Source organism: Shewanella sp. GJ50-10 (genome assembly GCF_055808815.1).
The window spans coordinates 3983894-3998293 of sequence record NZ_JBVVSS010000001.1 but is presented as its reverse complement, the minus strand read 5'-3'; the positions used below and the strand labels follow the sequence as shown (position 1 = coordinate 3998293).

Annotated in this window: 5 protein-coding genes and 1 pseudogene; 5 read left to right on the top strand and 1 reads right to left on the bottom strand. The window is 41.9% G+C overall.

Translation table 11 applies throughout. The features are described from left to right. Positions 1–8: 8 nt before the first annotated feature. The 4 genes and pseudogenes from aceF (at position 9) to AC0L4E_RS16755 (ending at position 10534) form a co-directional block, all read left to right on the top strand. Positions 9–1982 carry a dihydrolipoyllysine-residue acetyltransferase gene (gene aceF / locus AC0L4E_RS16770; RefSeq protein WP_473680349.1) on the top strand — a complete coding sequence of 658 codons (1974 nt, stop codon included), beginning with the start codon at positions 9–11 and terminating at the stop codon, positions 1980–1982. A 156-nt stretch (positions 1983–2138) separates the two neighbouring features. Next, positions 2139–3566, top strand: coding sequence for a dihydrolipoyl dehydrogenase (gene lpdA, locus AC0L4E_RS16765; RefSeq protein WP_153913826.1), 1428 nt, complete (start codon positions 2139–2141; stop codon positions 3564–3566). A 288-nt stretch (positions 3567–3854) separates the two neighbouring features. Continuing rightward, complete coding sequence (locus AC0L4E_RS16760) at positions 3855–8219, top strand: EAL domain-containing protein (RefSeq protein WP_473680347.1); 4365 nt, start codon at positions 3855–3857, stop codon at positions 8217–8219. Between the two features lie 102 nt (positions 8220–8321). Beyond that, positions 8322–10534 (top strand): annotated as a pseudogene (locus AC0L4E_RS16755) (patatin-like phospholipase family protein). 94 nt (positions 10535–10628) lie between these two features. Here AC0L4E_RS16755 and hxpB read toward each other — a convergent pair. Next, a complete protein-coding gene (gene hxpB, locus AC0L4E_RS16750; protein WP_473680345.1) occupies positions 10629–11288 on the bottom strand; it encodes a hexitol phosphatase HxpB in 660 nt (219 codons plus the stop codon). Between the two features lie 457 nt (positions 11289–11745). On the opposite strand from hxpB, the gene acnB reads away from it, so the two are divergent. Next, on the top strand, positions 11746–14343 hold the full coding sequence (acnB, locus tag AC0L4E_RS16745) for a bifunctional aconitate hydratase 2/2-methylisocitrate dehydratase (RefSeq protein WP_473680343.1): 2598 nt from the start codon (positions 11746–11748) through the stop codon (positions 14341–14343). The last annotated feature ends 57 nt before the right edge of the window (positions 14344–14400 follow it).

The following is a 14400-nucleotide window of genomic DNA, read 5'->3' as shown; positions in this document are numbered from 1 at the left end:
GAAACAAAATGGCTGAATTAAAAGAAGTTTTGGTTCCTGATATCGGTGGTGATGAAGTTCAGGTTATTGAAGTCTGTGTTGCAGTGGGTGATGAAATCGCTGCAGAAGATTCGATTGTTACGGTTGAAAGCGATAAAGCCACAATGGATATTCCAGCGCCGTTTGCTGGCACTGTTGCTGAACTTAAAGTCGCTGTAGGTGACACTATTTCAGAAGGTAAGCTGATTGCTATGCTTAACGCTGGTGCAGCATCTGCTCCTGCTGAAGCGGCTCAACCTGCACCTGTTGCTGCGCCAGCTCCTAAACCGGAAGTTGCTCCAGTTGCACCTGTTAGTGAAGCTCCAGCATCAACTGCTGGTATTGAAGTTATTGAAGTGACTGTGCCTGATATCGGTGATGCTGAAAATGTCGATATTATTGAAGTATTGGTCAGCATTGGTGAAACCATTGAAGCTGATACAGGTTTAATTACGCTTGAAACTGACAAAGCTACCATGGAGGTGCCAGCACCTTCAGCTGGTGTGGTTAAAGAGCTTAAAGTTGTGGTTGGAGATAAAGTGTCTCAAGGCTCTTTAGTGCTCATGCTAGAAGTAGGCGCTGCGGCGCCAGGTACAAATGATGCTTCTGTTGCAAGTGCAGCTACAAGTGCTCCAGCACCAGCGGCTCCTGCAGCTAGTACAGTTGAAGTTAAAGAAGTTGCTGTACCAGATATTGGTGATGCTTCTGATGTTGACGTCATTGAAGTGCTTGTTGCGGTCGGTGACGTACTTGAAGTTGATACAGGCTTAATTACCCTTGAAACTGATAAAGCGACAATGGAAGTGCCAGCACCATTTGCAGGTAAGCTGATTAGTTTAACTGTTAATGTGGGCGACAAAGTTTCTCAAGGCAGCATTATTGCTACTGTAGAAACTGTATCTTCTGCTCCAGTCGCTGCGCCAGCCTCGGCTCCTGCTCCTGTTGCGAGTGCGCCAGCACCTGTTGCAGCTCCGACTCCAACTAAAGCAGCGCCAGTACCGCATCATCCAAGTGCGGGCAGCCAACCTAAAACCGGTGCTGTGCATGCATCACCTGCCGTTCGCCGCTTAGCGCGTGAATTTGGTGCTGACCTGACTTTAGTTAAAGGTACAGGCCGTAAAGGACGTATTCTTAAAGAAGATGTTCAAGCATTTATTAAGTATGAACTTAGCCGCCCTAAAGCGTCTGCTGCAACGGCTGTTGCTGGTGGCGCGGGTGGTCTAAATGTGATTGCTGCTCCTAAAGTTGATTTCAGCAAGTTCGGTGAAGTGGAAGAGATTCCATTAAGCCGTATCCAGAAAATCTCTGGACCAAACTTACACCGCAACTGGGTCACGATTCCACATGTGACGCAATTTGATGAAGCTGATATAACTGAGTTAGAAGCATTCCGTAAAGAGCAGAATACACTTGCAGCGAAAAAGAAAGCTGATTACAAGATCACTCCGCTAGTCTTTATGATGAAAGCAGTAGCAAAAACATTGGCTGAATTCCCAGTGTTTAACTCAAGCTTAAGTGCTGATGGTGAGTCATTAATCCAGAAGAAATACTTCCACATTGGTGTTGCAGTAGATACGCCAAATGGCTTGATGGTTCCTGTTGTACGTGACGTTGATAAGAAAGGCATTGTTGAGCTATCTCGCGAGCTAATGGACATTTCTGTTCGTGCTCGTGATGGCAAGCTTAAGTCTGCTGATATGCAAGGTAGCTGTTTTACTATCTCAAGTTTAGGTGGCATTGGTGGTACAGCGTTTACCCCAATCGTTAACTATCCTGATGTGGCTATTTTAGGTGTGTCTAAGTCTGAAATGAAGCCTAAATGGAACGGTAGTGACTTTGAGCCTAAGCTCATGTTGCCACTGTCGTTATCATACGATCATCGTGTAATTGATGGTGCAATGGCAGCGCGCTTCAGCGTGACATTATCTAGCATTCTTAGCGACATCCGTACGTTAATTTTGTAAAGAAAAAGGCTGCTCACTGTGAGCAGCCTTTTTTATCTCGTCACAGGATTGTGATCAGTATCAAACAAAGGGTAAAATGCGGCCACCTTACAAGATTTGCCCACATTTTGCAGTTTGGACGGTTTTTCCGCCAACAAGAGAAAAATAGAGGAAAACATGAGTAACGAAATCAAAACTCAGGTAGTAGTACTTGGTTCAGGCCCTGCAGGCTATTCAGCAGCATTCCGAGCTGCAGATTTAGGTTTAGAAACGGTTATTGTTGAACGTTTTAGTACGTTAGGCGGTGTTTGTTTGAATGTGGGTTGTATCCCATCAAAAGCACTTTTACATGTCGCTAAAGTAATCGAAGAAGCGAAAGAAGTTGCGCATCACGGTGTTGTATTTGGTGAGCCAACGATTGATTTAGAAAAACTTCGCGGCTTTAAAGAAAAAGTTGTTGGTCAGTTAACTGGCGGTTTAGGCGGAATGTCTAAAATGCGTAAAGTTGATGTGGTTAACGGCTACGGTAAATTCACTTCACCAAACACTATCGAAGTACAAGGTGAAGACGGCGTTAAAGTGATCAACTTTGAACACGCTATTATTGCTGCGGGTTCTCGTCCAATCGAATTACCGTTTATTCCACATGAAGACCCACGTATTTGGGATTCTACTGACGCACTAGAACTTAAAGAAGTTCCAGGTAAATTGTTAGTTATGGGTGGCGGTATTATTGGCCTAGAAATGGGTACAGTTTACTCTTCAATCGGCAGTGAAATTGACGTGGTTGAAATGTTCGACCAAGTTATTCCTGCAGCAGATAAAGATATCGTTCGTATCTTCACTAAGAAGATCAAGAAGAAGTTCAACTTGATGCTTGAAACGAAAGTGACAGCAGTTGAAGCGAAAGAAGACGGTATTTACGTCACAATGGAAGGCAAAAAAGCACCAGCTGAGCCTATCCGATACGATGCAGTACTTGTGGCTATTGGCCGTACACCAAACGGTAAATCAATTGACGCTGAGAAAGCGGGTGTCAATGTTGATGAGCGTGGCTTCATCAATGTTGATAAGCAGTTACGTACTAACGTACCTAACATCTTCGCTATCGGTGATATCGTTGGTCAACCAATGTTGGCTCATAAAGGTGTGCATGAAGGTCATGTTGCTGCTGAAGTTATTTCAGGCCTTAAGCATTTCTTCGACCCTAAAGTTATTCCTTCAATCGCTTACACTGACCCAGAAGTTGCGTGGGTAGGTTTAACTGAGAAAGAAGCAAAAGAGCAAGGCGTTGCATACGAAACAGCAAGCTTCCCTTGGGCAGCAAGTGGCCGTGCAATTGCTTCAGACGCTAGCGATGGTATGACTAAGTTAATCTTCGACAAAGAAACTCACCGCGTAATTGGTGGTGCAGTTGTTGGTGTTAACGGTGGCGAATTACTAGGTGAAATTGGCCTAGCAATTGAAATGGGTTGTGATGCTGAAGATTTAGCATTAACTATCCATGCTCACCCAACATTACATGAATCAGTAGGTCTTGCTGCTGAAGTTTACGAAGGTTCAATTACTGATTTGCCAAACCCAAAAGCAAAGAAGAAAAAGTAACTTGTAAATAATTGTATTAAAGCACCTTTCGGGGTGCTTTTTTTTGGTCTAAATTTACATGTAAGTGATGTATTTAAAATCTGTATCAATAATGATATTTTAAATACTGGTTTGTTGCAGGCATGAAGCCAACGTTATTTTTGCATGGAAACTCACAACGAAATTTTTCATCGTGTTTTTAAGAGTGCCTACCTAATAATGATAAAAAGCGTTCAACGGTTTTTTACAGTCATATGCGTCACAATCATTTTTTGCACTCAAGCTTATGCTGTTAATGTGGTTCAGCGGTTGTTCAATGTTCAAGATGGCTTAGCTAATTACACCATTAATGATATTGAGTTCGATGACTATGGTTATGTTTGGCTTGGCACTGAACAAGGGCTTTTTAGGGTCAGTAGTTCGGTCGTTCGCCGAATTGACCAGCCTAATACGGCTAATGCACTAACTGATGAAAACATTAACTTCCTCGCTAAAGTTGATAAAACGCACTTACTCATAGGTACACTTACCTCGCTTGTCCTCTACGATATACAAAAGAATCAATTTTCAGACTTACTAGGTCCAACAAATACTTTTTTAGATGACTATATCAATGCATATACTCAACTGAATAATGGCAACTTAGCATTATTGACCTTATCTGGAGGAATGTTTGAGCTTGATGCAAACAGCTTACAACTCAAATTAATTCATCAATATAAGCTCGACGATAGGCTGACTTGGAATAGTGTTAGTCAACTCACTGCTAACAAATTTATCTATTCTTCTCGTTATCAAATCGAAGTCAGAGATTATCAAGGTGAATTAATCAAGCAACTCGATTGGGGAGATGATATTTCTGTACGAGGAACTTACGTTGATTCAGTAGGCAATGTGTGGGTATATACCAGTAAAGGGCTATTTAAAGCTGATATTGCCAATAACTCATTTGAACCTATATCTGCAGCGCCATATAACATTCGCCAACTTGTAGAGGATAGCCGCGGTTTGTTATGGATGACTACTACATCAGGGCTATTTTCATTTAATCCTGCAGATGGCAGCATCGAGTCCTATAAAGATCAATTGAAGCTCCATACCGATATTGATTACGTCGACTATATCGCAGTGGATTCACATGATTTGATTTGGGTTGGTGGTTCTGGTGAGGGATTAGCCCTACTAGCGGTAAAACCTGATTTTCTAATTGATTACTTTAATAAAGCTTCAAAATACCGCCTACAAGATGAAATGATTTGGAGCATTTTTGCCGAGCCTGAAAAAGTTTGGCTTGGCGGCGATGGTGGATTATTGATTGTTGATAAGCAAAACGTTAGTTCTAGTTTGCACCTACCTGCTGGGTTTGAAGCCAGTGACTCAGTTTATGGGATCACAGAGTTAGGTGACAAACATATTGCCATTGCTACGACTAACGGTGTTTTTGTTTATAACAAGCAATCAGATGAACAAGTGGCCTTTGAACAGTTTGCAGCATTAAGTGATGGCCTTAGGGGAGAAGCTTTATTCACGGCTTATCAAGATCCCTATATAGAAGGCAGAATTTGGTGGGGAGCGTTTAATAATCTTTATTATTGGGAACCAGAACTTAATGACATCGTTTCGATTCCCTTATTTGATGATAATAATAGCCAGCGTACAGTTAATATCAGTAGTGTGTATCGGGATAAAGCACATCGACTGTGGGTGGGAGGTGAAAAATTTTTTGGATATTTTGATCAATATAACCAGTTCAATTCACTTGCCGATATATTAATCAGCCAATTCAGTAATATTTCTATTAATAACATCATTAATATCGATGAAGAACATTTATGGCTTGGTACCTATCAAGATGGGTTAATCCAATTTAATACCAGAACAAATAGCGTCGTGTCGGTCAATGAAATGTGGAACGCTGAGTGCTCGACAATTTATTTCATTCAACAACTTGCTAAGTACAATGTGGTGGGATGTTCGTCGAGCGTTATTCGTCAAAACCGAGCGACCAAGGAAATTGAAGTATTTGCCGCCAATGACGGTTTTATTTCCTCAGAGTTTAATGAATCAGCAGCTTTTTATGATGAGAATTTAGGGCTTTACTTAGGCAGTCCAGATGGTGCAATGCTGATAGATGTGGACAAACTGACTCAGCGTGTGGAAGAGGATGATATTTTCCTTGAATCTATATCAGTCTTTTATGAAGGGCATACAGAGCTCAATTTACTGCCAAGCTCATTCGATAAAGTTCGCCCTGATGCCAAGCTAATCAGTTTTCAAATGACAACATTTGATTACGTCAACACTGCATCAATGAGTCTTAAGTATCGTTTAGTGTCACAAGACTCTGCTGAAATTCCACGCTATATCTCTCTAGTAGGTCAAACACAAATTAACATTGCCGACCTCAAAGCGGGAGTTTACACCTTAGAACTACTTCATCAACGTCACGGTGTTTGGGCAAATGAGCCTTTCCAATTCGAGTTTGAAGTTGAGCAGTATTGGTGGGCATCTCAATGGTTTAAAGCCGTTGTACTATTTATTATTTTGTTCATCGCTTTTTCATCGGTGTGGTTACGCCAAAAACAAGTCCAGCGCGTTATTGGGATTAACTCGGCGCTAAGAGAGAGTGAAGATAAGTTACGTCAATCATTGCGCGGTAGTGACTCAGATTTATGGGAGTGGGATAGTGAATCAAACCAAATTCATTTTGAAAATAAATCTGGGATCTTAGGCGAGCGAAGACAGTTTTCATATTATTTACCCGATTTGCCTATTATTGAAGAAGATAAAGACGCGGTTCATCAGCAATGGTTGGCACTGTTGAAAGGTAATCAAAATGCTGTCGATATCGAGTTTCGTTATCATAGAGCTCCCGGTGTGATTGGGTGGCTGCGGATCCGTGGACGAATGGTTTCTCGTAATTCAGAAACCGCCCAATTAGAGCGCGTAGCAGGCATCTATACTGAAATTTCTGAGCAAAGAGAATTACAAAACGAAATTGATTTATTGGCAAAAGCATTTGAAAACACCTCAGAAGGCATGTTGATTCTTGATAGCGAAAAGTGCATCAAAGTCGTTAATGCTGCGGCCAATACCTTATTACATTGCATGCAAGACAAGCTCATTGGCCAATCTTTTGAATCACTCATGCACTCAAGTAATCAGTCTTATAATATAGATGATTTGTTGGTTACTGAGCGCTCTTGGAATGGCGAACTCACTTTTATCAGAGAGCATAATCAGTCCTTCCCTGTGTGGATAAATATTTCGGTGATGCTGGATAAACAAGGGGTTGCGCAGCATTACGTGGTGGTATTTTCTGATATTACCAGCCGTAAAGAAAACGAATCAAATTTACGAAACCTTGCCAATTATGATGTGCTCACAGGACTGGCTAATCGTTCGATGTTCAATCGTAAACTGACCAACATTACTGATAATGCCAACCAGTTTGGTGAAAAACTCGCGTTACTATTTTTAGATTTAGATCGTTTTAAGCATGTGAATGACTCCTACGGACATAGCATGGGTGATGCCTTGCTGGTGGAGGCAGCTAAACGCTTGCAAAATAGTGTGGGAGAACAACACTTAGTATGTCGTTTTGGCGGCGATGAGTTTGTTATTTTACTGAGAAATGCAAACGATGTTGATCAAGTCAACTTGGTCGCTGAAACCATACTGCAGGAAATCTGCGCACCATTTAGGTTGTTCGGTCGTGAGTTCTTTGTTTCCACCAGTATTGGTATCAGTATTTGGCCAGAAGATACCCTAGATCCCGAAACCTTGATTAAAAATGCTGACTTGGCAATGTACCATGCTAAAGAAGAAGGCCGCGGTAATTTTCAATATTACTCAGCAGAGAGAAACGCTGAGGCTCAGTATCACCTGAGAATAGAATCAGAACTTCGTAAAGCGCTAGAGAACAATGATCTTGAGCTATTTTATCAGCCACAAATTGATATTTTACATGGCGATAGATTTATCGGCATGGAGGCGCTTATTCGTTGGCGACATCCACAAGATGGCTTTATTCGCCCTGATATTTTCATCAAAGTGGCAGAGTCCTGTGGACTGATTATTGATATAGATCGCTGGGTGCTCAGACAAGCTTGCGTGGATGGGGCTCGTTGGAATGAATTGTACGACGAACCATTTCAGCTTTCGGTCAACGTCTCGGCAGTGCAGTTTAGGCAAACTGATTTTATTGATAGTTTAAAAACTATTTTAGCTGATACGGGGATACCGCCGAAATGTTTGGCCATTGAAATCACTGAAGGGGTTTTGATGAAGGAAATGCAAATTGCTAACTCTCACTTAACTCAGCTTAAGCAGCTGGGCATTGAAGTGGCGATTGATGATTTTGGTACAGGTTATTCATCTCTAGCTTACTTGCGACATTTTGAAGTTAATACCTTAAAAATTGATCGTTCATTTTTGATCGATATTGCTACCAATGAAGCTGACCAAGCGATTGTAAGCAGTATTATTGAACTTGCTAGAAACCTTAAATTGCACGTAGTTGCTGAAGGTGTTGAGTCCTATGAACAGATGGAACAAGTATTTAGTCGTGGTTGTTACATTATTCAAGGCTATTACTTCGCTAAGCCAATGCCAAGAAACCAGCTAGATCGCTTTATCGGTTTATCATCAAATCTTACTGGTAAGAATGATTAATATAGCTTGGGTTGTTAATTCTTGGTTTGAAAGGTTTTATTAATGTTGGTTTTTCTTTGTTAGAATGGCGCCGAGAATAATTTAGAGATAGGGATGTTTTATATGGGTCGCAAGATCGCACTGTTGATTTTACTGAGCTTAGTAACAAGTTTTGTTCAAGCCAAAGAGCGACCTTCTGTCGGTATTGTATTAAGTGGCGGGGGGCAAAAGGCACTGCCCACATCGGTGTGCTTAAAGTATTAGAGCAGCACCGGATTCCTATCGATTATGTCACAGGTACCAGTATTGGTTCTTATGTTGGTGGCATGTATGCATTAGGCTACACAGCTACTGAAATAGAAAACATTATGCTCAATTCGCCTTGGGCCGAAGGCTATTCAGATACCATCCCACGAGAAGATCTTACCTACCGCGATAAACAACACCGCGATAAATATAATATTCCTATTAATGTAGGTTATAAAGATGGTGGTCTTGCCGCGCCAAGTGGTTTATTGCGTGGTCAGACAATGTCACAACTGCTGCGTCATTCAACCGATTTAGTCGAGCAATTTGGCGACTTTGATGATTTAGCTATTCCTTACCGTGCGGTAGCAACGGACTTGGCAACGAGCCACGCAGTCGTATTAGAAAATGGCAGTATCGTTAAAGCGATGCAAGCCTCCGCCACCGTTCCAGGTGCACTGCAACCTGCCCAGATTGATGGCAAGTTATTGGTTGACGGTGGGATCTCCAACAACATGCCTATCGACGTGATTAAAGCGATGGGAGCAGATGTCGTCATCGCTATTGATATTGGCTCTCCGTTAGCATCGAAAGAGGAGCTGGATAGCACTATCGCTGTGCTTGAACAGCTTTCTACTATTTTGACTATGGCGACCACTGAGTACCAAAAAACGTTATTGGCTGAAGGGGATGTGCTTATTCGTCCAGCGATTGATGGCATGAGCACCACTGATTTTGCAATTATGCCGCAAGCATTAGAGGCAGGACGTATTGCCGGTGAGGCAGCTTTACCTATGCTGGCGCATCTAAGTGTGAGTGAACAAGAATACCAGCAGTACCAAGCAGACAAGAAACAAGTGAAAACCTTGTTAGTTAATCAGTTAAATCGCCCTTCAACTAAAATTGTTTTTGATAACGACTCAAAGGTTAGCGAAAAATTATTGCGAGAAACTTTAGACCTTGATGAAGGAGAGGTGATCACCAAAGAGTCTTTAGAAGAGGGGATTAAGCGCCTCTACTCATTGAATAAGTTTGAGCGGGTAGATGCCGAATTTGAAGACACAGAAGAGGGGCGTATTTTAACGGTAAACACTCGAGCCAAATCTTGGGGGCCGAATTACTTTGATATTGGATTTAACTGGGAAGATGACTTTACTTTAGATTCTGCTATCACCTTAAGTTTAGCCTATACCATGGGTGAGCTGACTGAAAATGGGGGAGAGTGGCGCAATGAAATCGATTTGGGTTATGAAAAAAGGATCAGTACAGAGTTTTATCAACCCCTAAGCCGTGACCAAGATTTTTATAGTCGAGTATCTTACGAGTATGAAATCAAAGATTGGGATTTTTATGATGGCAACGACCGACTCTACGAGCTTAAAAACACTCTCAACCAAGTTCAAATTGGCATAGGGTACAACTATTCACACGCAGGATTAATAGAAATTGGCGCTGTAGGTGAAATAGGGGATTTATCTAACAGGGCTGTATCTTCTATTGATTTAGATTACGAATCTCTAGGTGGTTATTTTGCATTTTCGTTCGATACGTTAAACAGTATTAGTTTCCCAACGGAGGGGCAAAGACTGACCTTTAAGGCATCAATTCGAGACGAACGTTACAAAGGTGCTATAGAGGAAAACTCTGATGAGCTATCGTGGCAATATGAGGCTGATTGGAAAGGGGCATTAAAACTGGGTAATCATGCGATTGTGGGTAAGGTGGCTTTAGCCACAGTAGATGTTGATAGACAGTTTACTTTGCATGTTTCTGAGCTCGGTGGCTTTTTAAACTTATCAGGTTATCACAAAGGCGCATTAGCGGGAGCGCATAAAGTATTTGGTGCGCTTATCTATCAATATGATTTAGGCAGAGATGTATTGTTATCCGATGTACCACTATATCTTGGGACAAGCATTGAAACTGGTAACGTTTGGATCACTAAAGATGATATTGATTTAGATGATCTTATCTACGCGGGGAGTGTTTACTTAGGTACAGATACCAGCTGGGGACCTGCAGCCTTAGGGTTTGGCTTTACCGATACTGGTGAGCAAGCATTTTATTTATTCGTAGGTAAGAATTTTTAATTGCTTTAACTATTGCCCATTAACAAAAAAGGCTGTCATTAGTGACAGCCTTTTTTGTTAATCAATTTTCCCTAACCATAACGTTAAGTATCGGTTACTTCAGAACCGTATCTAACAAGTCTAAATGTGCTATTTGCTGGTGGGCAATATGCTGCCAGCGTTCTTGGTGTGCTACGTTTTCAGCAGGTATTGCGATAGTTTGCATCGATGCAGCTCTTGCGGCAACTAACCCGTTAAAAGAGTCCTCAATGGCTAAACAAAGTGATGGGTGCACTCCTAGTGCATCGGCGCAGTTAATGTAAACCTCTGGGTGGGGCTTACCATATTTAAGGTTTTCAGCTGACTCAATAGCCATAAAGTACTCTTTAATCCCCAACTTACCCATTACGGCTGCAATTAAATCCGAAGATGATGATGTGGCTAAACCAATTTTTAGCTGCTGTTGCTGACAAAGGTTTAATGCGTTAATCACTCCACGCATCGGCTTACCTTGAGTTTCAATAAAGGTGATGACTTTATCAATAATCTGCTGCGCAACTTGCTGATTATCATAATTAGGCCAAGGGTGGCGTTGATACCAATAGCTCACTAAAAAATCGATCCTTAACCCTGTGGTGATCTCGGCATCTTCGACAGTAATGGGTACCCCGAGTTGATTGAGTACTTCAACTTCAGCTTGCTGCCAAGCGGGTTCGGTATCGATGATAATGCCGTCCATATCAAATATGACCGCTTCTAAAGTGGTAAAACTCATAATGACCCCTTTACTAAAATGAATCGTTAATAGTGAATAGCTAATCAAAAAAGTTGTATAAGTATGCTTTGTACTGTTTGCCGCCTAGAACTGTTCAAAGACTATGCAGAAAAGATAAAAAAATTGCAAAAATTCATCTAAGTTATTCAATTGCTTTCTAGGATTGATTTAAAATTTATGTGCAACTTAACGAGCTGAATTTAATGGCTTTTTATGTTGTTTTAAACTATTGTCTAATTTTATTTGTTTAAAGTGACAGGTAAATTACGCTGCGAGCTAAAAATTAGCATCGATTTCGTCTCCATTAGAGTGTGATCTAATTCATACTTTTGCAAACCTGTAGTATACTACGGGTCGGATTTCAAGCCCGAACCTGTGGAATGGTCATTTTTTAGAAATTTCATATCAAATGACGTTCAGTTTCGCTGTTAGGCGCAAAACAAAGAGGAATGTTGCCGTGCTAGAAGCATATCGTAAACACGTCGCAGAACGTGCTGCAGAGGGTGTTGTCCCTAAGCCATTAGATGCACAACAAGTGGCTGAATTAGTAAAGTTAGTTGAGACTCCGCCTGCTGGTGAAGAGGCTGTAATTCTTGACCTATTAGAGAATCGTATTCCCCCTGGTGTTGATGAAGCTGCGTACGTAAAAGCGGCATTCTTAGATGCAGTAGCAAAAGGCACTGTATCGTCACCAATCCTATCTACTGAGCGTGCGACCGAACTACTTGGTACTATGCAAGGTGGTTACAACATTGAGCCGCTTATCGCTCAATTAGATAATGATGCACTTGCGCCAATCGCAGTAACAGCATTATCAAATACCTTATTAATGTTTGATGCATACCACGATGTGGTAGAAAAAATGCAAGCGGGTAATGATTTTGCTAAGCAAATCGTTACTTCTTGGGCAGAAGCTGAGTGGTTCCTAAACCGCCCTAAACTTGCTGACAAGATTTCGCTAACGGTATTTAAAGTATCAGGCGAAACTAACACTGATGACTTGTCACCTGCACCAGATGCATGGTCACGTCCAGATATCCCATTACACGCTTTAGCCATGCTAAAAAATGCGCGTGACGGTATCGTACCTGATGTAGCAGGCACAGTGGGTCCAATTAAAGAAATCGAAGCACTAAAAGCCAAAGGTAACCCGTTAGTTTACGTGGGTGACGTTGTTGGTACAGGTTCTTCGCGTAAATCAGCAACTAACTCAGTGCTTTGGTTCATGGGCGATGATATCCCTTATGTACCTAACAAGCGTGCTGGTGGTTTCTGTTTAGGTGGCAAAATCGCCCCAATCTTCTTCAACACAATGGAAGATGCTGGCGCACTACCAATTGAGCTTGACGTTAGCAAAATGGAAATGGGCGATGTTATCGACATTTATCCATACGAAGGCGTTGTTAAACGTGGTGGCACTGAAGAAGTCATCTCTACTTTCGAGCTAAAAACAGAAGTACTGCTTGATGAAGTACGTGCTGGTGGTCGTATTCCATTAATCATTGGCCGTGGTCTTACTGACCGTGCTCGTGAGACATTGGGCTTAGCGGTTTCTGACGTATTTGTGCGTCCACAAGACGTTGCTGCATCTAACAAGGGTTATACCCTTGCACAGAAGATGGTTGGTAAAGCTTGTGGCGTAACAGGTGTTCGTCCTGGCCAATACTGTGAGCCTAAGATGACCTCTGTTGGTTCGCAAGATACTACCGGTCCTATGACTCGTGATGAACTTAAAGATTTAGCATGTTTAGGCTTCAGCGCCGATTTAACCATGCAGTCTTTCTGTCACACAGCAGCATATCCAAAACCAATTGATGTGAACACGCATCAAACACTGCCTGATTTCATCATGAATCGTGGCGGCGTTGCACTTCGTCCTGGTGACGGGGTTATTCACTCTTGGTTAAACCGTATGTTACTACCTGATACTGTTGGTACTGGTGGTGATTCACATACGCGTTTCCCAATTGGTATTTCATTCCCAGCGGGTTCTGGTTTAGTGGCATTTGCTGCAGCAACAGGTGTTATGCCTCTTGATATGCCAGAGTCAATTTTGGTTCGCTTTAAAGGTGAAATGCAACCAGGCATCACGTTACGTGACCTTGTTCATTCAATCCCATTAAAAGCAATTGAAATGGGTCTGTTAACGGTTGAGAAGAAAGGCAAAATCAATGCATTCTCAGGTCGTGTATTAGAAATTGAAGGTCTTGAGCAACTTAAAGTTGAGCAGGCGTTCGAATTATCTGATGCTTCTGCAGAGCGAAGTGCTGCAGGTTGTACGATTAAGCTAGATAAAGAGCCAATCATTGAATACCTAACTTCAAACATCGTGATGTTGAAGTGGATGATCTCTGAAGGTTATGGCGACCGTCGTACGATTGAACGTCGTATTAAAGGCATGGAAGAGTGGATTGCTAATCCAGATCTTATGGATGCTGATAGCGATGCAGAATACGCAGAAGTTATCGAAATCGATTTAGCTGACATCAAAGAGCCAATTCTTTGTGCACCGAACGATCCAGATGATGCGGTTTTATTATCATCAGTTGTTGATACTAAAATTGACGAAGTATTCGTTGGTTCTTGCATGACTAACATCGGTCACTTCCGTGCAACCGGTAAGATGCTAGATAAGTTCGCTACGACTTTACCAACACGTTTGTGGATTGCTCCACCAACGAAGATGGATAAAGATCAGCTGACTGAAGAAGGCTACTACGCAATCTTTGGCCGTGTTGGTGCACGTATCGAGATCCCTGGTTGTTCACTATGTATGGGTAACCAAGCACGTGTTGCTGAGAACTCAACTGTAGTATCAACTTCGACTCGTAACTTCCCGAACCGTTTAGGTACAGGCGCAAACGTTTACTTAGCTTCTGCTGAGTTAGCTGCGGTAGCTGCACTGTTAGGTCGACTGCCGTCTCCTGCTGAGTACCAAGAATACGCGAAAGAGTTAGATGCAACTGCAGCTGATACTTACCGTTACTTGAACTTTGATGAGATTGAGTCTTACACGAAAAAAGCTGATAGCGTGATTTTCCAAGCTGCGGTTTAAGACACATTTTTTAAAACAAATAATTTAATGTGTTGAGTGTAAAACCTTAATGAAAAA

What these genes read in the sequence shown, in the direction of transcription:
- aceF (WP_473680349.1), top strand. Translation starts at nt 9, where the DNA reads ATGGCTGAATTAAAAGAAGTTTTGGTTCCTGATATCGGTGGTGATGAA.
- lpdA (WP_153913826.1), top strand. Translation starts at nt 2,139, where the DNA reads ATGAGTAACGAAATCAAAACTCAGGTAGTAGTACTTGGTTCAGGCCCT.
- hxpB (WP_473680345.1), bottom strand. Translation starts at nt 11,288, where the DNA reads ATGAGTTTTACCACTTTAGAAGCGGTCATATTTGATATGGACGGCATT.